Below are 22070 nucleotides of genomic sequence, written 5' to 3'. Positions count from 1 at the left end.
AGCACTGCTCGTCTCAGTGATACGCCGAATGCCGTAGCATTGCAACCGTGGACGACGCGAAGACCCGTACCCGGCGGCAGATTCTCGAGGTGGCGGCCGGCATCCTGGAACGGGACGGCGCCCAGGCGGTCTCCACCCGCTCGGTCGCCGCGGCGGCCGGCATCCGCGCCGCGTCCCTCTACCAGCTCTTCGGCGACAAGGACGGCCTCCTCGCAGCCCTGGCCATCCACGCCTTCGACCTGTACTTGGCCGAAAAACACACTCTGGCGTACTCCGGCGACCCGGTCGACGACATGCGCCGCGGCTGGGACATGCACGTCGACTTCGGCCTGCGCCACCCCTCCGTATACCTGCTGATGTTCGGCCCCGACCGCCCCGGCCGCCGCCCGCCCGCCGCCGACGAGGCCCACGACCTCCTGCTGAAGTTCCTCGACCGCATCGCCTCGGCCGGCCGCCTCCGGGTCCCGCCCGACCTCGCCGCCTACCTCTCCGTGGCGGCCGTCACCGGTGTCACTCTGTCGCTGATCGGCGCGCCTGCGGAGAAGCGCGACCCGGAAATCTCAACGAGAATGCGCGATACCCTCATCGGCTCCCTGACCAGCGATCCGCCCTCGGCGACGGACACCGGCCTCGCCTCCCGGGCCCTCGCCCTCGATGCCGCCCTCACCACCGCAGACGAGGCCACCCTCCCGCTCCGCCCGACCGAGACCGCCCTCCTGCGCGACTGGCTCCGCCAGCTCGCCCGCTGACCCGGACGCTCGCCCGGGTATGTCCGGCGTAGCCTCGATTCGCCCGGCGCAAGGCCAAAACCGGTGAGCACGGATCGAGACATGACCGCGCTCACCGGCGCCAGAAGCACCAGCCATCCGACAGCGGTGCGCCAACTCGGCCCATGATCGAATATCCGCTTCTCGGCAGAGCCGGATGTCCTCCCCCATAGGGAACGACGCCCGCTCGGCGGTCAGTCCTACGGTGACATGACCTTCATGAATCGGACCCCTTGGAGGAGCCATGCCACCCGTGGACTACCGCGGTCAGAGCACCCTCATCACCGGCGCCAGCGCGGGCATCGGCGTCGAATTCGCCCGGCAGCTCGCCGCCCGCGGCTCCGACGTCGTGCTCGTCGCGCGGCGGCTGGACCGGCTGAAGCCCAACAGAGCGGGTAGCGGCCTGGCACAAGCCTTTCAAGATCATGCTGTCTGAGCTGCGGAAACGGTGACCTGGAGGTATGTAGGTCGAGTGACCGTGAGTCCCCGTGATTTCCTGCGGGTGGCCGACCGTAGGGGCATGCAACGGGCACGCCCGGCTGGCGAGCCCTCCTCACACCTCCAGCAACCGCACACATGCGCAATGGCTGGATACTGGCGGCTATGGTCATCGTCGACGTCGTCTTGGAAACCTACGACGCGGTGGACTTCACGGCCTGGCCGATCGCAGAGCGGTCGAGCGACCGCCTCCTCGCTCTCTCCGGCCAGATGTCCCCCGCCGAAGTCGGGACGGCCATGGCCGCCATCTTCAGCTACAACGGCATCCCAGTCGTCCACACCGCCGACATGACCGGGGCTTACCTGGAACAGCATCTCGCCGAAGCGGAAGCCCTGATCGCTCCGGGTGGGCTGCGTTTTCGCGACACCATCACAGACGTCAACGTCTCGCCCGGTTGCTGTTTCGGCTTGGAAAACTGGCGGGACTGGTGGATCGTAGCTCGCGGGCAAGAAGCCTGGCTCGGCCACGACCCCACGCCACACATCACACACGCTGGTCACGTCATTCAGCTTCGGCAACACGATCAGGGCCTTCCCCCGTCCCCACCCATCGAGATCACTCGCAGCGAACTTTCCAGCCTGCTCACCACAGCACAACAGCAACTCACCGGGTTTCTCAACGTCGCCCAGCAATGGGCTACGGCCACTACTCCGGGGCTGGCTGACCGACTCATCTCAGCCCTCGACGAACACCTGGTGATCACTGTGGCGGAGTAGGGCGAACGCCGATGTCATGACCACTTCGATGCGAAGCATTCGTATTGATCGCTTGGGCTGGCGTTTGAGCTGGCCTACCGGGTCGTCAGTGTGCATCGACGTGCATGTTTGAGTGGGATAAAGCATCTCCGATGTCACTCAGTTCGTCACTCAGTCCCGCGATTGGACTCGAAAGACTTTCAGCGTTTTGATCAGGTCACCCTGGTTCGGATGCGAGGTCAGGCCGGTCAATCGAGCCCAAGCCGGTTCACACTCGTTCATCTTGTGTGGCTCCCGACCTGGCTCCCCTTTGGGCTCTCAGCCGATCACGCTTTCGGGGTCGGCTGCGTCCGACTGGACAGGGCGTAGAGTCCTGTCAGCCGTCGAACCAATGTGCTGCCGAGGGTGTGAGCAGCGCGATGACGGCCACCACCGGGAGGAGTGTGCTCGGGGCGAGCAGCTTGATCCAACTGAGATCACCATCAATCGCGGCCATGGCGAGATAACCGCCACCCGTAACTACCTCGACGGCGACAGGCGCCCCAACGTACAAACTTCCTTCGCGACGGCCAGCGGGACAGCAACCAGCCCATGAGCGCCGTGATCGAGCTGGCATAGAGGAACAGTAGGAGGAACGGGGCGCTGAAGGCAGTGGCTGCCACGCCGATCATGATGGCAAGTCCCACGAGGCTAAAGGCCACCTCAAGGGTCATGATGAATCTTGCGGCTCGCGCGGTCGCCGGCATGCGCCCGGCCTGGATGACCTCTGTCACACGATCATTCTGCTACGTGACGGACCCTTCGGATCCCGGTCGGCAAGCCCTGCTCGCCCTGGCGCATGTGCGCAACGGCGACACCTTGACCCGCCTGGCCTGCCGATTCGAGATCGGTGTGACCACCGCCTGGCGATACATCCGCGAAGCCATCGACCTGCTCGCCGCCACCGCAGACGACCTCGACACCGCGATGAACAGAATCCGCCTGCTGGCCTATGCCATCCTCGACGGCACCCTCATCCCGATCGACCGGGTCGCCGACCAGAAGCCCTACTCCTCCGGCAAACACCACCGCCACGGCGTGAACGTGCAAGTCATCGCTGACCCGGCAGGCCGGCTGGTCTGGGCCTCGGCAGCGCTGCCCGGCTCCGTCCACGACCTGACCGCGGCCCGCACCCACACCATCATCAACGCGCTGACCAGCGCAAACGTGATGGCGTTCGCCGACAAGGCATACCAAGGCGCCCGAGGTACGATCCGAACCCCGTTCAAGCGCCACCGCTACCGGCCGGAACTCTTTCGCTGGCAGAAGAAGGTCAACCGCGCCCACGCCCGGATCCGCTCCATCGGCGAACGCGCCAACGCCACCCTCAAACCTGGAAGATCTTGACCAAGCTGCGCTGCTGCCCACATCGCGCCACCGCGATCGTGCAGGCCATCCTCGTGTTACACCACGCCGAGAACCCGATCTACCGAGGATGAAAAGGCTCATTGATATCCGACATCAGCGAGTCGGTGCTCCATCAACCATTGTCAGGGCGCACGGCTCCCTGTTCGCCGACTGCTCGGCCCCGGGGGCTCAGCCGGTAAATTCGTTGACGCCGAGGGCGAAGTCCCAGTGGCCGACCCCGTTGCCGGCAAGGCCCACCGTGACCACGCCCACTCCTTCGAGCCAGTGCGCCATTTTCAGGCCGCCGACGTCCAGCGGACGCAGCCCGAGGCTCTGGATGAATGCCGCCACGCCCGCCTTGGCCTGCGCATTATCGCCAGCGATGAAGACGTTGGGCCGGCCCTTCTCCAGGACATTACGAAAGATGGTGTTGAATGCCTTCACCACGCTGGCGCTGGCCGGGGCCACCTTGGCGGCTTCCTGCGCGATCGAGGTCTCCTCGCTGTGGGCCAGTCCGTCGAACGTGGCGTTGAAGGGGTTGCTGATGTCGACGATGACCTTGCCTGTGAGGGCGTCACCGTACTCGGCGACGACCGGAACGACACCGTCGTACAAAAGGGCCGTGACGACGATGTCTCCGGCCGGGACGGCGCCCCACTTGCCTGTCGTCGTGCCGCCGCCCAGAGCCTTCGCCAGGTCATCGGCCTTGGACTGATCGCGTCCCATGACCTCGACGGTGTTGCCGCCCGCCACCGCGAGCGTGCCGATGGTACGGGCCATGTTGCCCGTGCCGATGAGGGTGATGCTGCTCATGGGGTGTGCTCTCTTCCTGTTCTCAAGGTGTCGCTCTGTCTCGTTCGTGCTGGGTCAGGCGCAGGGCGTCGGCCGTAACGTTTCTGGGCCAACTGCCGCGCCTTTCTCGGCACCTCCGGCTCGTCGTCTTCCGCCGGTGGATTGGGTTGTTGCGGGGTGTGCACGCGGCATTCCTGGTGTGTGGTTCAGATGGCGGTGGTGCCGCCGTCGGTGACCAGTTCGAGGCCGTTGACGTAGCTGGAGTCGTCGGAGGCGAGGAACAGGGCGACGGTGGCAATTTCTTCGGGGCGGCCCATCTTTCCGCGGGGGATGAGGGACTCGAATGCGGCCTTGGTGGCCTCGTCGAACAGTTCTTCCTGTTTGGCGGTGGCGACCTGGCCGGGGGTCAGGACGTTGACCCGGATCTTGCGGTCGCGCAGTTCGTTGAGCCAGACGCGGGCCCAGGCCTGCTGGACGGCCTTGCTGCCGGCGTAGAGGCTCCAGCCAGGGAAGGCGCCGAGGGAGGCGTTGGAGCCGGTCATGAGGATGGAGCCGCCGTCGTTGAAGAGCGGGAGGGCCTTCTGGACGGTGAACAGGGTGCCGCGGGCGTTGAGCCCGAACCAGGTGTCGAACTGAGCCTCGGTGATCTCGCCGAGCGGGGCGGGCTCGCCGCCGCCGGCGCTGGCCCACAGTACGTCGAGGCTGCCCTTCTCCCGCTTGACGGTGTCGTACAGGCGGTCTAGGTCGTCCAGGTTGGCGGCGTCGCCCTGGACGCCGGTGACGTTCCGGCCGATCTGTTTCACGGCCTCGTCCAGGGCGTCCTGGCGGCGGCCGGTGATGAAGACGTGCGCTCCTTCGTCGACGAACAGCTTCGCGCCGGCCAGCGCCATGCCGGTGGTGCCGCCGGTGATGACCGCTACCTTGCCGTCAAGCTTTCCCATGGTCGCTCCTTTGGGTCGGTGGTGCCGTGTGCACCTGGGGTGACGGCGTTATGTACACCGCCCTGTGTGCTTACGGTACGGGGCGGGCGACCGGGACGCAAACTATGTACACCGGTCGTTACCCATCTGGGGTACCATGGGCCCATGACGGAGCTCGAGAAGGGCCCCCAGGGCCGCCGCCGTGGCCGGGGCGCCCGCGAGCGCATCCTCAGCGCGTCCCAGCAGCTGTTCCGTGAGCAGGGAATCAACCGCACCGGCATGGACCAGCTTTGCGCGGCGGCCCAGGTGTCCAAGCGCACGGCCTACCAGCACTTCACCGGCAAGGACGAACTCGTCGCCGAGTACCTGCGCCGGTTCGACCCCTCCGTTCTATCCGGCGTGTTCGACCGCACCGACCTCACGCCCCGCGAACGGCTCCTCGCCGCCTTCGACGTCCCTCCCACCACCCCCCTGTGCCCCTACATCGGCGCCGCCGTCGAACTCCACGACCCCCAGCACCCCGCATCCCAGTACGCGCGCGACTACAAGAAAGCCGTCGCCGCGCGGCTCGCCGACACCGCCCGGGAAGCCGGCGCCGCCGAGCCTGAACAGCTCGGCGAGCAGCTCGCGCTGCTCATCGACGGCGCCGCGGCCCGGACCCGGGTTCTCAACGCCGACGCCTTCCCCACCGCCGCCGCCATCGCCGCCGTCCTCATCGACAACGCCATCCCCGCGTCATCTCCGGCAGCCCAGCGATGACCGCAGAACTACCGGGTCTGCCCCCGTTCCGGTGGGAGGCCAATGACAGCCCGATCACGCCTCGTCGGCCGGAAGACGACGTCGAGTTCGGCGCGGCCGGAGCGGTAGATCACGCCGTACAAGGGCAAGAACAAACCCGACTCGCAGAAGGACGCCAACCGGGCTCATGCCCGGCTTCGCGGGGCGAACGCGCCAACGCCCAGCTCAAGTACCGGCGCTTCCTGCACAAAGTCCGCGTCAGCCCACGCGGGGTCGGTCGACTCGCCAAAGCCATCCATGTGCTACAGAACTACGAAGCAACCGCAGGATGAAACATGTTCACTGATCCACAACATGCGAAAGCCCAGGTCACCGCGCAATGACCTGGGCTTCCGCGCAGAGCCGACGAGGGGAATCGAACCCCTGACCTTCTGTTTACAAGGGACTTCGCGCTCGTCCAGGACCGGCCACGGCGAACGTTTCGCCTGGTGCAAAGCCTTCTACGACAAACCTGTCGTCCACATGTGTCCATGCATCTCCAAGACCGTTGTTAGCGTCCGCGTTAGCAAGATCGACAACGCTTCTGGTCCATAGCTCAACCTTGTCCCCTTCGGCCTGAGAACGGGGCCAAAGCGTTCTCGGCTGATGGGCGCGACAGGGACTGCTGGTTGAGGGGTACCCCGGGAACGAATGACAAACGCCACCTTTGATGATCGTTGGTTGCCTACGCAAGTCAATCCAGAACTAGGGTCGCGTTCGCGTGCCATCATCCCCCATCGACGTGCTCTCCCAAAGGCGCTGGCCGGGAAACCTGCTGACGAGGGAGGAGAAGGATGCCCTGAACGCCGGACGTCCCGCACCCGAGCAGCCCTCCCAGCCGCCATCGCAGCAGCCCGATCTCACGCGTGCGGCGAATACGCGCCGATGAAGGGCGGCTCGACGGTCTTCGTCGCCCTCACCTACAGCTCCCGGAACGGCGACCTAGAATTCGTCGTCTCCCTCACGCCGGGCACCTCCCACACCAACCCGCTGGTCAAGAAGGCCGCCGAAGCCGTCCTCTGCCCCAAGGGCTGACCGGTGGCGAGCCTGTACGGAATCGAGTCGGCTGAAAGCCAGCAGCCGAATATCGGTCTCCGCGACCCTATGGGCGGCTACTCGTGGTGCCGGGAGCGACCGCGCACAGATAGACCGACGCCTCCAGAAGATGCTCTGTCAGCTTGACCCCGGTCAGGTACTCGGCCAGCGCGAAAACGGTCCCGGCGCGGGCCGCCTCACTTTCGGCCGTGCCGGACTGGTCGCCGTCGCCCAGATCGAACCCCGCCTGACGCATGGCCTCAACCGATCCATCCGGGTCACTGCCGAATCGCATGGTGGGAAGAAGGGGCTCGAAGCCGAGACGTATCTCGCCGTCTTCCAGCCAATAGAAGTAGCCGGTCGCGTTGGCGTTGTTGTTGGAGTGCGACACCAATCGCGTGCCTTTCGACAGCGGTTTGATGATGTCCTGGTTAACCCCCATGGCGCCACCGGGCTCGACGACGAGACACCCCTCCGCCAGGGCGACGGCGCCGAAGAAATAGCCAGGCCAGCCACCGTACGGACCCGGGCCGGAGTAGGCGGCGCTCTCCATGTCCTCGAAGGACATCGGCTCGAAGTCCTCGGTCCGGGCATTGAGCCGGGTCACGACGTCCTGCGGACGCAACCCCTGGATCAGAGTCAGGCAGTATGCCTCCCATAAGCCAGGGAAACGATCGTAGAACCAGACATAGTCTGCTGCCGTTATAGTCACTGCGGCCTCCTATCTGGGGGTCGGCAAAACGAACGATCACGACATAAGTGGGGCGTAAATGAAAGATTCTTTTTCGAATGTGAAAGGTCATACTCCGTTGTGGAGGCAGCGCTTAGCGGTATGCCGCGTACATCACCTGAGGCGCGTCGAACCGAATGAACTCGTCGACCTTCACCATGTCGAGAGACTCCAGCAGGCGGACGGAGCGGAGGTTGGCTGCCTGGGTGATGGCGACGATTCGCTCGGTACCGGGGATATTGGCGAAACCCCATTTCAGGACAGCGGCGCAAGCCTCGCGTGCATAGCCGTGTCCCCAATGCTCGGGCATGAAGCTATAGGACAGTTCGAGGTCATCTTGCTCCGTACGCCAGTAGAAGCAGAAGCCAACGATCGCGTCCTCGTCCAGGGTGACGGTGAACGTGCCACGGCCCGGCTGCATCTGCCGCCGACGCTCCAGCGTCTCAGCAGAGACGGGACCGCCCAGATAGCGGCGGATCTCGGGGTCCAGCCAGGTTCGTTCCAGCGCGGGCAGATCATCGCGCGTAGTCGCCCGAACCCACAATCGCTTCGTAGAGATCCCAGCCGGATCCAGCCACTCTTCCACGATCGCTCCCAACCTGGTCCGTCAAAGATCAACCAATGTACGGCAGGGCGGTGCCGACTAGGTAGTGCTCGATGCGCATCCGCATCGACCGATCCATCTGCAGCGCGGTGACCTGCTCGCGCGGCATCCAGCGCACCTCGCGGGACTCGTCGCTCGGCGTCAGCTCCCCGCTGATCGCCCGGGCGGTCAGGACGATCGAGAACTCCTGGCGGGCCTCGCCGTTGGAGGTGTAGAGGATCACGTGCCGGGGGTCGCTGTACGTTCCGACCAAGCCTGTGATCTCGCACTCGATGCCGCTCTCTTCGAGTATTTCCCGGATGGCGGCTTGCGGGATGGACTCGCCGAGGTCGATCGCCCCGCCAGGCACGGCCCAGTTGCCGTTGTCGCTGCGGCGGATCATCAGGATCTCGTCCGCGGCATTGGTGACGATGACGTTCACGGACGGGACCAGGCTGTTGGGCGCTGGGGCGTCGGGGTCGTCGTAGTAGTCGATCCGCTTGGCCATGGCTCAGGAATCTATCTGTCGTGCGCCTTCCCAGACGCGTTCGAAGCTTTCGGAGTAGGTGGCGACCATGTCGCCGCCGATGACTCTGCGTAGGTGCAGGACCGGTGCGTTCCCTGCTGGGACGCCGTAGACGTGGGTGTTGATGAGGAACTGATCGTCGGCGCGGTAGATCGAGTTGTACAGGACTGTGGCGTGCAGCCGGAACTCGATGTTTTCGCGCCCCTGGAGGGGCCGGTACAGGACGAGGACGTTGCGGATCTTGGCGGCCATGCCGTCGTCGATGCCCTCGTCCTTGCCCCGCTGTGCCACCTCGGCGCAGTCCGGATCGCCGAGCAGATACCCTCTCTTCCCTGACACGCCGAGTTCCCTGATGCCCAAACTCATCGAGGCCCACAACAAGCAAAACCCCAAGACCCAACTCCTCCACGCCGGCCTGCACGACCTCCGCCACGTCCACGCCACAACGCTGCTCCTGGCGGGCGCCCCCGTCCACGTCGTCGCGGCCCGCCTCGGCCATGCCGACCCGGCGATCACCCTGCGCGTCTACGCCTCTTCGCCGAGGCTGTCGGCGGATAGCGGGGAGCCACCCGGGAGCCACCGTGTTAGCAAGGGTGTTAGCAAGATCTCGACATTGTCCTGACAAAGAGAAAGCCCCTGGACGGCGTTATGCCTGTTCAGGGGCCCTCTACTGCAGAGCCGACGAGGGGAATCGAACCCCTGACCTTCTGTTTACAAGACAGATGCTCTGCCGATTGAGCTACGTCGGCACGGCCTACCAGTGTAGACGCTAGAGACGCCTGTGACGAGCGACTTCGTACAGCGCCACTCCAGCCGCCACTCCCGCGTTGAGGGACTCGGCGGCCCCTCGCATCGGAATGCGGGTCACCACGTCGCAATGCTCCCGGACCAGGCGCGAAAGCCCCTTGCCCTCGGATCCCACGACCACCACCAGCGGCTCGGACAGCAGCTCCACGTCCTGGAGGTCCGTCTCGCCGGCGCCGTCGAGGCCGATCACGAACAGGCCCGCCTCGCGGTACTCGCGCAGGGCCGCCGTCAAATTGGCCGCTCGCGCCACGCGCATGGTGGCGAGGGTGCCTGCGGAGGTCTTCCAGGCCCCGCCTGTCACGCCGGCCGAGCGGCGGGAGGGGATGAGGAGGCCGTGGGCGCCGAAGGCGGTGGCGGAGCGGGCGATGGCGCCGAGGTTGCGCGGGTCGGTGACCGAGTCGAGGGCGACGATCAAGGGGGTCTCGGCGGCGTCCTCCGCCAGCTGCACCAGGTCGGACGGGTGCGCGTAGTCGTAGGCGGGGATCTGGAGTGCGATGCCCTGGTGGACGCCGCCCTCCGTCAGGCGGTCGAGCTTGTCGCGGGTGATCTCGAGCAGGGCGATCCCGCGCTCCGCGGCGATCCTGATGGAGTCGCGTACGCGGTCGTCGTTGTCGATGCGCTGGGCGACGTAGAGCGCGTTGGACGGCACGCCCGCCTGCAGGGCCTCGAGCACGGGGTTGCGGCCGCCGATGTATTCGGGCGCGTCCTCGGAGCGCCGCTGCCGCGCCGGTGCGGTACGCCGTGTGCCACCGCGTTCCTCGCGGGCGACGCGCTCGGAGCGGGCCTTGTCCTTGTACCAATGGCGCATTTCGGCAGGCGGGGTCGCGCCCCTGCCCTCGAGCGCCCGGCGGCCCTGCCCTCCGGCGCCCTTGGACGGGCCCTTCTTCTTCGCGGGCCTGCCCGACGCTCTACCCCCTGCTGCCATGCCAACAAGAGTACTCGGGGCTCCGGGCATCTCATCCCACGCCGGGAATGCGGCGTTCCTCCGGCTCCGGGATGCATGGGGCGGTGAGGATGGCGAGGGCGGTCACACGGAGGTCGGCCAGGGCCGCGGCGGCCCGAGGTTCGTCGAAGGCGGGTTCGGTGAGGCGTTGCTCGACGTCGGCGAGAACCATGACGATGTGAAGGTTGAGGACTCGGAGGCGTTCTTCCGCCAGCGTGGGGAGGTGCTCGAAGAGGAGGCCGGCGAGTTCGTTGACAGCGGGGTGGTGGTCACTGGAGTAGGGCCAGGACCGGTAGCTGCCTGACAGGACATAGCGGCTGGTGAAGCGCACGTACCAGCTGGCGCCCCGATTGGCCAGGATGTGTTCGGCCAGAGGGGCCACGTAGGCCTCGACCAGGGCGGGAAGGTCTCCCTCCAAACCGTGCGCGCGGAGCTCCGCGACGAGCTCACGGCGCCGCAGGTTGAGCGGCGTCATGCGGTACTCGTACAGGGCGTCGACGAGACCGGCCTTGTCGCCGAAGTGGTACTGCACGGCCGAATGGTTGCGCTGGCCGGCCGCGACGGCGATCTCCCGGAGGGACACCCCGAAGCCGCGTTCGGCGAAAAGCCGTTCGGCCGCGATGAGGATCTTCTCGTTTGCCTGCATTCTTGCCTTTTCCTACCAAGTCACCATAGTATCGCCGCGAATTAAGACAACTTGTCTTAATCAGGTTCCATCGTAGTGAGGAGAGCACCGTGATCACGGTCTCCGAAGGGAGCGGCGCGTGAACGGGGCCATGCTGTTCGTCGTCGCGGTCCTCATGCTCGGACTGGGCCTCGGCCTGACGGTCGAGGACTTCCGGCGCGTGCGCCATTACCGGCTGACGATAGCCGCCGCACTCGCCTGCCAACTGCTGGTCCTGCCACTTCTGTGCTTCGCGATCGTCAGCGTGCTCGGTCTGCCGCCTGTCCCCGCCGTCGGCATGATGCTCGTCGCCGCCTCGCCCGGCGGCCCGCTCGCCGGAGTGTATTCACACCTGTTCGGCGGCGACGTGGCCTTCAACCTGACGCTCACCGCCGTCAACTCCGTACTGTCGGTCGTCACGCTGACGGCGATCACCAACCTGTCGCTGGCGCACTTCCTGCCCGCGCAGGAAGGCATCGGGCTCCACGGCGGGGAGATCGTGCAGGTCTTCGCCGCCGTCCTCGTGCCGATCGCGGTCGGCATGGCCGTCAAGGCGAAGTGGGACCGGTTCGCCAAACAGGCAGAACGCGTCTTCCGGGTCATCTCCGGGCTCAGCCTGGCCGCGCTCATCGCGAGCGGGTTCGCCTCCAACCTCTCCCCGCTCATCGACAACGTCACCACGGTCTTCCCGGCCGTCGTCGCGTTCGCCCTCGTCAGCCTCACCACCGGCTACTGGGCGGGGCGGCTCACCCGCGCCGGGCGCGGCCCGTCGATCGCCGCAGGCATGGAGATCGGCTTCCACAACGCCGCGCTGGCCCTCACCATCGCCCTGAGCCTGACCGATGACCTCGCCCTGGCCGTCCCCGCAAGCATTTACGGCATCACCATCATGATCGTCGCGGCGGGGTTCGGCTTCCTGCTCAACCGCGTCCTCGCCCCGCAGGCCGACGCCACCCCGTCCACCGCCGGCTGATTCATCGCCATCTCCGAGCGCAGCCGATCCCTCCGACCTCGCAGGAGCACCACCATGACCTCCGAACCGATCTTCCGCAGCGCCGGCCGTCCGCCGGACGGCGCCCCGAACATCGTCGCCATCGTCCTGGACGACACCGGCTTCGCCCAGCTCGGCTGCTTCGGCTCCGACATCGCCACCCCGCACATGGACCGGCTGGCCGCCGGAGGACTGCGCTACAACCGGTTCCACGTGACGGCCCTGTGCTCGCCGTCCAGGGCCTCGTTCCTCACCGGACGCAACCACCACGCAGTCGGCATGGGCTTCCTCGCCGACATCCCGCTGGACCACCATGGGTACACCGCCCGCATCCCCCGCTCTGCCGCGACCCTGCCGCGGATCCTGCGCGACAACGGCTACTCCACTCTCGCCGTGGGCAAATGGCACCTCACGCCGCGCTTCGAACGCTCGGCGGGCGGCCCGTTCAGCCACTGGCCTCTGGGTACCGGCTTCGAGCGCTACTACGGCTTCCTCCAGGGCGACGCCAACCACTACGCCCCCAACCTCGTGGAGGACAACCACTACGTCGACCCGCCTGCCACCCCCGAGGAGGGCTACCACCTCACTGAGGACCTGACCGGCCGCGCCATCCGCTACCTGGACGACCAGCGCTACGCCACCCCGGGCAAACCTTTCTTTCTCTACTTCGGCCTCGGCGCCATGCACTCCCCGCACCATGTGACGCCCGAATGGGTCGAGCCCTACCGCGGCCGGTTCGACCGGGGATGGGACGCCTGGCGGGAGGAGATCTTCCAGCGCCAGCTCGAAGCAGGCGTCGTCCCACCCGGCACCACCCTCACTCCGCGTCCGGCCTGGGTGCCCGCCTGGGACGGCCTCGGCGACGACGAACGCCGCATGTACGCCCGCCAGCAGGAGGTCTTCGCGGGCTTCCTCACCCACACCGACGCCCAGATCGGGCGCCTGCTCGACCACCTGGAGGAGACGGGGCAACTCGACAACACGATCGTCGTGCTGTTCTCCGACAACGGGGCCAGCGCCGAGGGCGGCGTGGACGGCAGCGTCAACGAGCACCGCTTCTCCTCGGGCTTGCCCGAGTCCCTGCAGGACAACCTCGCCCACTATGACGACTGGGGCGGCCCCCGCACCTACAACCACTACTCGTGGGGCTGGGCGTGGGCGGGCAACACCCCGTTCCGCCTGTGGAAGCGCTACACCTGGCTCGGCGGCACCCGTACGCCGCTCATCGTCCACTGGCCGGCCGGGATCCGCGAGCGTGGCGCGGTCCGGGGCCCGGTCGTGCACGTCAACGACCTGTTCCCGACCCTCTTGGACGCGATCGGCATCGAGGCGCCGGACATCGTCGACGGGATCGAGCAGCAGGAGATCGACGGGGCCAGCTTCCGCGCCACCTTCGACGACCCCGAGGCGCCCGCGCCGCGCGACACCCAGTACTTCGAGATGCTGGGCTCCCGCTCCCTCATCCACGGACGCTGGAAGGCGACCACTGACCACGTCTCCACGGGCGTCCTCGACGAGGAGAAGCTCCTCACCGGGAGCCGGGCCTTCGAAGACGACCACTGGGCGCTGTTCGACCTCTCCACGGACTTCTCAGAGGCCACCGACGTGGCCGCCGAGCATCCGGAGGTCGTCGCCGAGCTCCGGCGGCTGTGGGACCGGGAGGCCGAACGCAACCACGTCCTGCCGCTCTTCGACAATCTCGTGGACCGCATCGGCACCCTCATCGGCCCGGTCTGGCCGGCGGGTGACGACCGTACGTACCGCCCCGGCGCCTCCCCCATCTTCGACGAGTCCCTCCCCGTGCTCTTCGGCGGCTTCCGCTTCACCGCCGAGGTGGAGGCCGCCGACGCCCCTGACGGCGTCCTGTTCGCCCTGGGCGACTGGCACGGCGGCTTCGCCCTGTATGTCACCGGAGGCCATCTGGCCTTCACCTTCTCCCGCGCCGGTGAGCTCCTGGAGGTCACCGCGGACCGCCCCGTTCCGCCCGGCAGCCAGGCTCTGGGCGTCGCCCACACCGCGGGGCCGGACGGCTTCGCCTTCCACCTCCTCCACGGCGACGCCGTGGTGGGCACCCTGGCCTTCGACGGCCTCCTCCCCGTCGCCCTCCAGCACGGCGGCGCCGGCCTGCGCCTGGGCCACAACACCGGCCTGCCCGTGTCCGGCCGCTACCGCACCCCGGCGCCCTGGAACGGCCGCCTTCTCTCCGTCCGCGTCCAGACCCCCGGCCCCGCCCAGCCCGACCCTCTCGCTGACCTCCGAGCCGCCCTCCACGCCGACTGACCACACGCGGGGAAGGCCTCACTCGAAGGCCTTCCCCGCCTCAGCAGCCGGGCCGCTTCCGGTGCAATCGGACAGCGTTGAACGGGATCTCGTGGAAGCCGGCGAGCGCCGCGGGAGGCGAAGCCGGCCTCGTGTCAGCGGGTGAGCTCCCAGCGGGCGCCGTGAGGCGTGTCCTCCACCGTGATCCCCGCCGCCGTCAGCTGGTTTCTGATCGCGTCGGCCGCGGCGTAGTCCTTGCGCTCCCTGGCCGCCTTCCGCTGCTCCAGCGCCACCGCCACCAGCGCGTCCACCACCGGGGAGAGGTCCGACCCGGCTCCACGCCACTGCGGAGAGCGCGGGTCGAGGCCGAGCACGTCCAGCATGTTCTGGGTCTCTGCGAGCAGCCGGGCCACGGCCTCCTTGTCGCCCCGCGACAGCGCCACGTTGCCCTCGCGCACCACCTCGTGCACGACCGCGAGAGCCTGCGGCGTGCCCAGGTCGTCGTTGAGGGCGTCCACGAACGCCTGCGGCAGCGGCGCGTCCGCGTCGACGTCGTGGATGACCTCGGCGGCACGCGTCACGAAGCCCTCGATGCGCTGGTAGGCCGCCGCGGCCTCCATCAGGGCCTCTTCCGAGTATTCGATCGGGGAGCGGTAGTGCGGCACCGCCAGGTAGTAGCGCAGCTCCACCGGCCGGACCTTCTGCACCATCTCGGGGATCAGCAGCGAGTTTCCGAGCGACTTGCTCATCTTCTCCGCGCCGATCTTGACCAGGCCGTTGTGCATCCAGTAGCGGGCGAAGCCGTCGCCCGCCGCCTGCGACTGGGCGATCTCGTTCTCGTGGTGCGGGAAGATCAGGTCGATCCCGCCGCCGTGGATGTCGAAGGTCGGGCCGAGGTATTTCGTCGCCATGGCCGAGCACTCCAGGTGCCAGCCGGGGCGGCCGGGCCCCCAGGGGGTGGGCCAGGTCGGCTCGCCCGGCTTCTCCCCCTTCCACAGGGCGAAGTCACGGGGGTCGCGCTTGCAGGACTCGTCGTCGGTGTCGGCCGCGGCCCGCATGTTCTCCAGCTTCTGGTTGGAGAGCGCGCCGTAGCGGTCGGCGTACGACTGGACGTCGAAGTAGACGTCACCGCCCGACGCGTACGCGTGGCCGCGCGCGATCAGCCGCTCCATCAGCGTGATCATCTCGGGCACGTGACCCGTGGCTCGCGGCTCGACGGTCGGCGGGAGGCAACCCAGCGTGTCGTACGCCCAGGTGAAGGCCCGCTGGTTGCGCTCGGCCACGACGAACCAGGGCACGCCCTCCTCGGCCGCCACCCTGATGATCTTGTCGTCGATGTCGGTGACATTGCGGCAGAACGTCACGTCGTAGCCTGAACGCGCCAGCCAGCGCCGGAGAACGTCGAAGTTCACACCTGAGCGGATATGCCCGATGTGCGGCGGAGCCTGCACGGTCGCCCCACACAGGTAAATCGACGCCCGGCCGGCTTCGACCGGAACGAATTCACGGATGGCGCGCGAACTGGTGTCGTGGATGTGCAGGCTCACGAAGGCAAGGCTAACGCCTCCGCGCCTTGGTCACGCCGATAAATCCCGCCGTCACACCGATAAATCAGCCCCGCAACGTGACCCTGTCCGGAGAGATCCGTACGATTAGCCGCTCCGTGTCCGGTTTGTCCTCCCAAGGCATCCCTCGATACTTCTGCGAGAGCTCCTGAATGAGCGCGCCTTCAGGGTCGGGCGTCATGGTCACGCGCCCGCGCACCTCCACATACCTGTACGGATCGTCCGGGTCGATGACCAGCAGACTGGCCCGCGCGTCCCGCTCGAAATTCCGCGGCTTCCTGCGCCCCTTCACGGTCGAGAACAGCACGTCGTCGCCGTCCGTACGCACCCACACGACGGTCGACTGCGGCCCGCCGTCGGGGTTGACACTGGTCACCGTCGCATAATTCGGCGCGTCCAGAAGTTTGCGAACATCTTCCGACAGCTCGGCCATGTATCTCCCTTGATCGGTCCTGGCCCCCATTCTTCTGTAGGCTCGAAACCGCCATGGACGTGACTCCCCCCTCAATGCTCCGCCGCCTGGGCATCGCCCTGGCCGGGCTCGCGGTCGCCGCCCTGACCGGGGCCGCGTGCGCACTCTCATTCGACGACCTGCGCGCGCTGGCCATCACCGGCGAGGCCAGGCAGGACCTCGCCTTCCTCTATCCGGCGGCCTTCGACGCCCTCCTGGTGATAGCGCTGATCGACGTGCTCCTGCTGCGCTCGGCCCGGCTGGTGGTGCGCGTGCAGGCGGCGTTCGTGCTGGTCGTGCTCATCGTGGCGGCCGCGGCGGCGAACGTGGCGACGGCGCTGCGGTTCGGGTTCGACGCACGGCAGGCGGCCGTCGGGGTGGCGCTGGCGCCCTGGGTCATGCTGGCCGTGGCGCTGTGGCTCTGGCTGCTGCTGATCAAGCACGTGCAGTCGCATCGGGCGGAGGCGGAGCACACCGCGGTGGAGCGGGACATCGTTCCCTTCCACCCGGACCGCCCGGCCGAGACGCCGCCACCTCCACAGCTCCAGGAAGCTCAGGAGATCCAGGAAGAGGTCCAGGAGGTCCAGGAAGACCCCGAGGCACCGGTGTCCGCGCAGGTGACCGAATGGCCCGTGCAGCACGAGGAAGTGCCGCAGCCACGCCGCCCCATCCGCTGGGGCGATCGGGTCAAGCCGGCCGACGTCCTGGTCCACCCGCGCACCGACGACAAAGACGCCGACACCCAGCCGCACCCCGTCGTAACGGACGACCTGCCCGACCCCGGGCACGGCCCCGAGCTGGCCGACGCGGAAGAGCGGGACGACGAGTCAGAGGACACCGCCCCCCACCCTGTGGTCCACGACGACGGCACCCCGGCCCCCTCGGGGCGCCTGCGTAGCACTCCACGGCCCCCAGAAGACCCAGAGGACTAGAAAAGCCCGCCCGGGACCCCATGATCCCGGGCGGGCGCATCTATCCCGCCTAGACCCTGGAGCCGCGCTTGAGCCCGGCGACCAGGCCGACACCGACGATCGCCAGCACCACCTGCATCACCAGCTCGATCCAGTCGATCCCAGGCGTCGTCTCCACACCGAGCACCTGCGCGAGCGCGGTGCCCAGCAGGGCGGCCACGATGCCGACGACGATGGTGAGGATCCACCCGATGGCCTGCCTGCCCGGAAGCAGCAGGCGACCGATTGCGCCAATCACGGCGCCAATCACGATGGCGCCAAGGATGGACTCGATTGTCATGATCGAAACCTCCCCGTGAGGGTGAACGGTTCACTCTCACGGGGATGTCGCTACCCGATCTACCGCGTTTATGCGCGGACTTTACAAAAGTGCAGGTCAGGTGGGCGTTCCACCGGTACGTCCCGTCCGTCCCGGGCGCATGCGCGTCACGAGGAGCACACCGATGACCGCCAGCACGAGCTGAAGTATGTGCTCGATCCAGTCGATCCCTCTCGTGTCGGCCACTCCGGCCGCCTGCGCGATGAGCGTGCCGATCAGGGCGGCCACGATGCCGACGATGAGCGTCAGGCCGATGGACATGTTCTGCCTGCCAGGCACGATCAGCCGGGCCAGGGCACCGACGATCGCGCCGATGACTATTGCAGAAACGATCGCGCCGATCATGTGTGACTCCCCCCGAGACGTTCACATGTCTTGCGGAGGACATCTACCCTCTGAACAGGCAAGAAACCAAGGGGAGGCGGCGGTCCGTACCGCGCCAGTGACGAACCGCCGCCTCCTGATTCAGCGGGTTGGCGACCCGCCGGGACACCCTCACGCATCCGTACGTAAGACGCCCGGCGTTCAGAGAAGGTTGACTACCAGAGCCGTCGCGAAGGCCGCGATGCCCTCTCCGCGCCCGGTCAGCCCGAGCCCATCAGTGGTGGTGGCCGACACGCTCACAGGCGCACCGACGGCGGTGCTGAGCACCTTTTCGGCCTCCGTACGGCGCGGCGCCAGCCTGGGCCGGTTGCCGATCACCTGGATGGCCACATTGCCGATCTCGTAGCCCGCGGCCCGGACCTGGCGCGCGGTCTCCTCCAGCAGCGCGACGCCAGAGGCGCCCGCCCAGCGTGGATCGGCGGTCCCGAACAGCTGCCCGAGGTCGCCCAGACCGGCGGCGGACAACAGCGCATCACACGCCGCGTGCGCGGCCGCGTCGCCGTCAGAGTGGCCCTCGAGCCCGGTTTCGCCCGGCCAGTGCAGGCCGGCGAGGTTGAGCTCGCGCCCCGAGGCTCCCGAAGCGAACGGGTGGACGTCGACTCCGACGCCCACCCGGGGAAGATTCGTGTTCAGGAGTTGAGAACCTCGTCGAGCAGGGCCTCAGCCTTGTCCTCGTTGGTCTTCTCCGCCAGGGCCAGCTCGCTGACCAGGATCTGGCGCGCCTTGGCAAGCATGCGCTTCTCACCGGCGGACAGCCCGCGCTCGCGGTCTCTCCGCCAAAGGTCCCGAACCACCTCGGCGACCTTGTTCACATCGCCGGAGGCGAGCTTCTCCAGATTGGCCTTGTAACGACGAGACCAGTTGGTGGGCTCTTCCGTGTGCGGCATGCGCAGGACATCGAAAACCCGTTCAAGGCCTTCCTGGCCGACAACATCGCGCACACCGACGAGTTCTGCGTTTTCGGCTGGCACCTGGACGGTAAGGTCGCCCTTGTCGACCTTGAGCACCAGGTAGGTCTTTTCCTCACCCTTGATGGATCGCTTCGTGATTGCTTCGATCCGAGCAGCCCCATGGTGGGGGTAGACGACAGTGTCGCCGACCTGGAAAGTCATGTGACAAGTACCCCTTCCGCTGTACTCCAGGGTACCACGCATCCACAGCCTCCCGGAACAGTGAAATCATCATAACTGCAGGTCAAGGCCTCATATTGGGGCTTGACAAGCGCTCAACTCTATGAATCGCATTTGCGGACATAGCTAATGACCTGCAGGGGTGTGGATATGACCATGGATTGGGGTGGATATGGTGGGCGCTGCACATCACGCATGCGCGCCACCTCCGCCTAGCGCATGCGCGAGCCCTCCGCAAGACCAAGGAGAACCCGCCCGTGACCAGCCGTCGCTGGATTGTCGTAGCCGCCGCGTTCTTGGCAGCCCCCGTGCTCGCGGGCTGCGGGGCTGGATTCGACGCCAACACCAACAAGCCGTACGCGCCCAATGAGGCAGGGGTACTGATCGAGAACGGTGCTTACGGCACGCGCGGCATCCAGATCCCTCAGGCGTTCATCCTCGGCCCCGATTCCGGTGCGCAGCTCGCCTGGCGCGGCTCGGCCCCGATCTACCTGAACATCCTCAACACCGCCGGCGCCCCCGACACCCTCGAGGCGGTCAACGCGGGCGGCATGGGTACGGTCAAGGTCACCGCTCCGATCCAGCTCCCGAGCAACCAGCTCGTGAACACCGGCAAGCCCGCCCCTCAGATCATGCTCGAGGCGATCCCCAAGAGCCTCAGGGGCGGCGAGAGCGTCAAGCTGGACCTCCAGTTCGCCAACGCCGGGATCGTGTCCCTGAACGTCCCTGTGGTCACGCGCAGCCGCGAGTTCAAGGACTACCCCCCGGCCCCGAACGCCACTCCGGCCGCCACGCCCACCCCGACGCCGTCGGCCACCGCTTCCGAAGAAGCCCACTGACACGCGAAAACCCTTGTTCCGGTACGCGATCCGTACCGGAACAAGGGTTTTCTCATTCTTCGGTGGCGTCGAACTTGTAGCCCAGGCCGCGCACGGTGAGGATGCAGCGCGGGTTGGACGGGTCGGCCTCGATCTTGGCCCGCAGGCGCTTGACGTGGACGTCGAGGGTCTTGGTGTCGCCCACGTAGTCGGCGCCCCAGACGCGGTCGATGAGCTGGCCGCGGGTCAGAACACGCCCTGCGTTGCGCAACAGCACCTCCAAGAGCTCGAACTCCTTCAGCGGCAGCTGCACATGCTCCCCGCGCACCGCGACGACGTGCCGGTCGACGTCCATGCGCACCGGGCCGACCGCCAGCACCGCGGTCTCCAGCTCCTCCATCACGTCGCCCTGGCGGCGCAGCACCGCGCGGATGCGGGCCACCAGCTCACGCGAGGAGAACGGTTTGGTGACGTAGTCGTCGGCGCCCAGCTCGAGGCCCACGACCTTGTCGATCTCACTGTCCTTGGCCGTCAGCATGATCACCGGGACCTTGGAGCGCTGCCTGAGGGAACGGCACACCTCCGTGCCGGGCAGCCCCGGCAGCATCAGGTCGAGCAGCACCAGATCGGCGCCGTTGCGGTCGAAGGTGTCGAGCGCCTCGGGCCCGGTCGCCGCGACCGACACCTCGAAGCCCTCTTTACGGAGCATGTAGGACAGGGCGTCGGAGAAGGACTCCTCGTCCTCCACGACGAGTACGCGCGTCATTTGGCTGTCTCCAGGGGAATCGAGGGTGGTACTGCCACCGCCGTGCCGCCGAAGGCGGGCAGGCGGAGGGTGAAGGTGGAGCCGGAGCCTTCCTTGCTCCAGACTGACACCTCGCCGGCGTGCGCGGCGGCGACGTGTTTGACGATGGCCAGGCCGAGGCCCGTGCCCCCGGTCGCGCGCGACCGGGCCGCGTCGACGCGGAAGAAGCGCTCGAAGATGCGCTCGAGCGCCTCCTCGGGGATGCCGATGCCCTGGTCGCTGACGCTGATCTCCACCGAGTCGCCGGCGGGCCGCACACTGACCACAACCCTCGTGTGATCGGGGCTGTACGCGACGGCGTTGTCGATCAGGTTGCGCAGGGCGGTGACAAGCAGCTCGTCGTCGCCCCAGATGCGCAGGTTCTCGGTGCCTCCGGAGACGAGCGCGATGTCCTTGGCAGCGGCCTTGGTGTTGCAGTGGTCGATGGCGTCGTGGATGGCCTCGTCGATCGAGACCTGGCCGGGGGTGGGGATGGGCTCGGCGCCCTGGATCCTGCTGAGGGTGATCAGGTCCTGGATGAGGTAGTTGAGGCGGGCGGCCTCGAGCTGCATGCGCCCGGCGAAGCGGCCGACCGCCTCAGGGTCGTCGGCGGCGTCCTGGATGGTCTCGGCCAGCAGGCTCATCGCGCCCACCGGGGTCTTCAGCTCGTGGCTGACGTTCGCGACGAAGTCACGGCGTACGGCCTCGACCCTGCGCCGCTCGGTCTGGTCCTCGGCGAGCACCAGCACCAGGCCGTGGGAGCCGAGCGGGGCGACGCGCACCGCGAAGTTGGTGGTCTCCTGACCGAACTTGTGACCGGCGACGTCGATCTCGCTCTCGCGGATCTCGCCGTCCCTGCGTACCTGCCTGGCCAGCGCCAGCAGCTCGGCTGCCATCAGCCGGTCTCCCTTGACCAACCCGAACGCCCGTGCGGCCGAGCTCGCGCGCAGCACCTTGTCGTGCGCGTCGAGCACCACAGCGGACGAGGGCAGCACGGCCAGCACGGACGCCACGCCCTGCGGCAGCGCCGCGCCGGTCTCGACCGGGTCGGGTCCAGGGGTACGGCGGGGAGCCTCAATCTGATTTCGATAGAACAGGACCGCCAGCGCGCCCACCACGAACCCGGCCAGGGCCGCGAAGCTCATGGCCATCTCACTCATATCTCCGATGGTAGGTGGCCTTTTTCCAGCTGCGGACCCCCCGATCAGGGGATGAACGCCCTTTCCTGGAAAGTTCATCTGGCGGTAGAGGTTCGTTCATCGACGGGCACGTAC

Annotated in this window: 27 protein-coding genes, 1 tRNA gene and 2 pseudogenes; 12 read left to right on the top strand and 18 right to left on the bottom strand. The window is 67.3% G+C overall.

The window, feature by feature from the left end; translation table 11 throughout:
* Positions 1–47: 47 nt before the first annotated feature.
* The 3 genes from ACQPWU_RS04815 to ACQPWU_RS04805 all read left to right on the top strand — a co-directional run bounded on the left by ACQPWU_RS04815 (position 48) and on the right by ACQPWU_RS04805 (position 1982).
* Positions 48–749: a TetR/AcrR family transcriptional regulator gene (locus ACQPWU_RS04815; RefSeq protein WP_433437166.1), complete on the top strand. Its 702-nt coding sequence runs from the start codon at positions 48–50 to the stop codon at positions 747–749.
* A gap of 262 nt (positions 750–1011) precedes the next feature.
* Entirely contained in the window at positions 1012–1203 is a 192-nt protein-coding gene (locus tag ACQPWU_RS04810; protein ID WP_433437165.1) for an SDR family NAD(P)-dependent oxidoreductase, read from the top strand.
* A 167-nt stretch (positions 1204–1370) separates the two neighbouring features.
* The gene (locus tag ACQPWU_RS04805; protein WP_433437164.1) at positions 1371–1982 is read left to right on the top strand and encodes a hypothetical protein; all 612 of its coding nucleotides are present in this window, start codon (positions 1371–1373) and stop codon (positions 1980–1982) included.
* A 461-nt stretch (positions 1983–2443) separates the two neighbouring features.
* Here ACQPWU_RS04805 and ACQPWU_RS04800 read toward each other — a convergent pair whose 3' ends face one another.
* Positions 2444–2734: a hypothetical protein gene (locus tag ACQPWU_RS04800; protein ID WP_433445607.1), complete on the bottom strand. Its 291-nt coding sequence runs from the start codon at positions 2732–2734 to the stop codon at positions 2444–2446.
* 31 nt (positions 2735–2765) lie between these two features.
* Between ACQPWU_RS04800 and ACQPWU_RS04795 the strand changes: the two are divergent.
* Positions 2766–3439: pseudogene (locus tag ACQPWU_RS04795) on the top strand (transposase family protein); the annotation flags it as partial.
* Between the two features lie 97 nt (positions 3440–3536).
* On the opposite strand, the gene ACQPWU_RS04790 reads toward ACQPWU_RS04795, so the two are convergent.
* A complete protein-coding gene (locus ACQPWU_RS04790) occupies positions 3537–4160 on the bottom strand; it encodes an NADPH-dependent F420 reductase (RefSeq protein WP_433437163.1) in 624 nt (207 codons plus the stop codon).
* 185 nt (positions 4161–4345) lie between these two features.
* The gene (locus ACQPWU_RS04785; RefSeq protein WP_433437162.1) at positions 4346–5080 is read right to left on the bottom strand and encodes an SDR family NAD(P)-dependent oxidoreductase; all 735 of its coding nucleotides are present in this window, start codon (positions 5078–5080) and stop codon (positions 4346–4348) included.
* Positions 5081–5224: 144 nt separating this feature from the next.
* Between ACQPWU_RS04785 and ACQPWU_RS04780 the strand changes: the two genes are divergently transcribed.
* The 3 genes and pseudogenes from ACQPWU_RS04780 to ACQPWU_RS04770 all read left to right on the top strand — a co-directional run bounded on the left by ACQPWU_RS04780 (position 5225) and on the right by ACQPWU_RS04770 (position 6871).
* Positions 5225–5818 carry a TetR/AcrR family transcriptional regulator gene (locus ACQPWU_RS04780; RefSeq protein ID WP_433437160.1) on the top strand — a complete coding sequence of 198 codons (594 nt, stop codon included), beginning with the start codon at positions 5225–5227 and terminating at the stop codon, positions 5816–5818.
* Positions 5819–5926: 108 nt separating this feature from the next.
* Positions 5927–6129, top strand: a pseudogene (locus tag ACQPWU_RS04775) (IS5/IS1182 family transposase); the annotation flags it as partial.
* A 592-nt stretch (positions 6130–6721) separates the two neighbouring features.
* A complete protein-coding gene (locus ACQPWU_RS04770) occupies positions 6722–6871 on the top strand; it encodes a hypothetical protein (RefSeq protein WP_433437158.1) in 150 nt (49 codons plus the stop codon).
* Between the two features lie 67 nt (positions 6872–6938).
* Here ACQPWU_RS04770 and ACQPWU_RS04765 read toward each other — a convergent pair whose 3' ends face one another.
* The 4 genes from ACQPWU_RS04765 to ACQPWU_RS04750 form a co-directional block, all read right to left on the bottom strand.
* A complete protein-coding gene (locus tag ACQPWU_RS04765) occupies positions 6939–7583 on the bottom strand; it encodes a DUF6461 domain-containing protein (protein ID WP_433437157.1) in 645 nt (214 codons plus the stop codon).
* Positions 7584–7695: 112 nt separating this feature from the next.
* A complete protein-coding gene (locus tag ACQPWU_RS04760) occupies positions 7696–8187 on the bottom strand; it encodes a GNAT family N-acetyltransferase (protein ID WP_433437155.1) in 492 nt (163 codons plus the stop codon).
* Positions 8188–8215: 28 nt separating this feature from the next.
* Complete coding sequence (locus ACQPWU_RS04755) at positions 8216–8692, bottom strand: NUDIX hydrolase (RefSeq protein WP_433437153.1); 477 nt, start codon at positions 8690–8692, stop codon at positions 8216–8218.
* Positions 8693–8695: 3 nt separating this feature from the next.
* Positions 8696–9049: a hypothetical protein gene (locus ACQPWU_RS04750; RefSeq protein ID WP_433437152.1), complete on the bottom strand. Its 354-nt coding sequence runs from the start codon at positions 9047–9049 to the stop codon at positions 8696–8698.
* Positions 9050–9062: 13 nt separating this feature from the next.
* Between ACQPWU_RS04750 and ACQPWU_RS04745 the strand changes: the two genes are divergently transcribed.
* Entirely contained in the window at positions 9063–9332 is a 270-nt protein-coding gene (locus ACQPWU_RS04745) for a tyrosine-type recombinase/integrase (RefSeq protein ID WP_433437151.1), read from the top strand.
* A 54-nt stretch (positions 9333–9386) separates the two neighbouring features.
* Here ACQPWU_RS04745 and ACQPWU_RS04740 read toward each other — a convergent pair.
* The 3 genes from ACQPWU_RS04740 to ACQPWU_RS04730 all read right to left on the bottom strand — a co-directional run bounded on the left by ACQPWU_RS04740 (position 9387) and on the right by ACQPWU_RS04730 (position 11106).
* Positions 9387–9459, bottom strand: a tRNA-Thr gene (locus ACQPWU_RS04740).
* Positions 9460–9479: 20 nt separating this feature from the next.
* Positions 9480–10442 carry a 23S rRNA (guanosine(2251)-2'-O)-methyltransferase RlmB gene (gene rlmB, locus ACQPWU_RS04735; RefSeq protein WP_433437150.1) on the bottom strand — a complete coding sequence of 321 codons (963 nt, stop codon included), beginning with the start codon at positions 10440–10442 and terminating at the stop codon, positions 9480–9482.
* A gap of 31 nt (positions 10443–10473) precedes the next feature.
* On the bottom strand, positions 10474–11106 hold the full coding sequence (locus tag ACQPWU_RS04730) for a TetR/AcrR family transcriptional regulator (RefSeq protein ID WP_433437148.1): 633 nt from the start codon (positions 11104–11106) through the stop codon (positions 10474–10476).
* A gap of 118 nt (positions 11107–11224) precedes the next feature.
* On the opposite strand from ACQPWU_RS04730, the gene ACQPWU_RS04725 reads away from it, so the two are divergent.
* Both ACQPWU_RS04725 and ACQPWU_RS04720 read left to right on the top strand, forming a co-directional pair.
* Positions 11225–12097 carry a bile acid:sodium symporter family protein gene (locus ACQPWU_RS04725; protein ID WP_433437147.1) on the top strand — a complete coding sequence of 291 codons (873 nt, stop codon included), beginning with the start codon at positions 11225–11227 and terminating at the stop codon, positions 12095–12097.
* A 54-nt stretch (positions 12098–12151) separates the two neighbouring features.
* Positions 12152–14395, top strand: coding sequence for a sulfatase-like hydrolase/transferase (locus ACQPWU_RS04720; protein WP_433437146.1), 2244 nt, complete (start codon positions 12152–12154; stop codon positions 14393–14395).
* A gap of 134 nt (positions 14396–14529) precedes the next feature.
* On the opposite strand, the gene cysS is transcribed toward ACQPWU_RS04720, so the two are convergent.
* Positions 14530–15921: a cysteine--tRNA ligase gene (cysS, locus tag ACQPWU_RS04715; RefSeq protein ID WP_433437144.1), complete on the bottom strand. Its 1392-nt coding sequence runs from the start codon at positions 15919–15921 to the stop codon at positions 14530–14532.
* Positions 15922–15985: 64 nt separating this feature from the next.
* Entirely contained in the window at positions 15986–16372 is a 387-nt protein-coding gene (locus ACQPWU_RS04710) for a PPOX class F420-dependent oxidoreductase (protein WP_433437142.1), read from the bottom strand.
* 53 nt (positions 16373–16425) lie between these two features.
* Here ACQPWU_RS04710 and ACQPWU_RS04705 point away from each other — a divergent pair, with 53 nt between their 5' ends.
* Positions 16426–17322 carry a DUF2637 domain-containing protein gene (locus tag ACQPWU_RS04705; RefSeq protein ID WP_433437141.1) on the top strand — a complete coding sequence of 299 codons (897 nt, stop codon included), beginning with the start codon at positions 16426–16428 and terminating at the stop codon, positions 17320–17322.
* Positions 17323–17371: 49 nt separating this feature from the next.
* On the opposite strand, the gene ACQPWU_RS04700 is transcribed toward ACQPWU_RS04705, so the two are convergent.
* From ACQPWU_RS04700 to ACQPWU_RS04685, 4 genes are all read right to left on the bottom strand, one after another.
* On the bottom strand, positions 17372–17641 hold the full coding sequence (locus ACQPWU_RS04700; RefSeq protein WP_433437139.1) for a GlsB/YeaQ/YmgE family stress response membrane protein: 270 nt from the start codon (positions 17639–17641) through the stop codon (positions 17372–17374).
* Positions 17642–17737: 96 nt separating this feature from the next.
* Positions 17738–18025 (bottom strand): GlsB/YeaQ/YmgE family stress response membrane protein, encoded by a 288-nt coding sequence (locus ACQPWU_RS04695; protein WP_360699280.1) that lies wholly within the window; start codon positions 18023–18025, stop codon positions 17738–17740.
* A gap of 180 nt (positions 18026–18205) precedes the next feature.
* Positions 18206–18676, bottom strand: a complete 471-nt coding sequence (gene ispF / locus ACQPWU_RS04690; protein ID WP_433437138.1) for a 2-C-methyl-D-erythritol 2,4-cyclodiphosphate synthase — start codon at positions 18674–18676, stop codon at positions 18206–18208.
* A 17-nt stretch (positions 18677–18693) separates the two neighbouring features.
* Complete coding sequence (locus ACQPWU_RS04685) at positions 18694–19176, bottom strand: CarD family transcriptional regulator (protein ID WP_043624891.1); 483 nt, start codon at positions 19174–19176, stop codon at positions 18694–18696.
* Positions 19177–19451: 275 nt separating this feature from the next.
* On the opposite strand from ACQPWU_RS04685, the gene ACQPWU_RS04680 reads away from it, so the two are divergent.
* Positions 19452–20033 carry a copper chaperone PCu(A)C gene (locus tag ACQPWU_RS04680; protein ID WP_433437137.1) on the top strand — a complete coding sequence of 194 codons (582 nt, stop codon included), beginning with the start codon at positions 19452–19454 and terminating at the stop codon, positions 20031–20033.
* Between the two features lie 52 nt (positions 20034–20085).
* On the opposite strand, the gene ACQPWU_RS04675 is transcribed toward ACQPWU_RS04680, so the two are convergent.
* Both ACQPWU_RS04675 and ACQPWU_RS04670 read right to left on the bottom strand, forming a co-directional pair.
* Positions 20086–20778 carry a response regulator transcription factor gene (locus ACQPWU_RS04675; protein ID WP_360699285.1) on the bottom strand — a complete coding sequence of 231 codons (693 nt, stop codon included), beginning with the start codon at positions 20776–20778 and terminating at the stop codon, positions 20086–20088.
* Positions 20775–21947 (bottom strand): sensor histidine kinase, encoded by a 1173-nt coding sequence (locus tag ACQPWU_RS04670; protein ID WP_433445152.1) that lies wholly within the window; start codon positions 21945–21947, stop codon positions 20775–20777. The genes ACQPWU_RS04675 and ACQPWU_RS04670 overlap by 4 nt, the downstream gene beginning before the upstream one ends.
* Positions 21948–22070 lie beyond the last annotated feature (123 nt).

Origin of the sequence: Nonomuraea sp. CA-141351 (assembly GCF_050944675.1) — a bacterium.
Lineage (GTDB): Bacteria > Actinomycetota > Actinomycetes > Streptosporangiales > Streptosporangiaceae > Nonomuraea.
The sequence above is the reverse complement of the archived record's forward strand: the minus strand, read 5'-3'. Positions and strand labels throughout refer to the sequence as shown.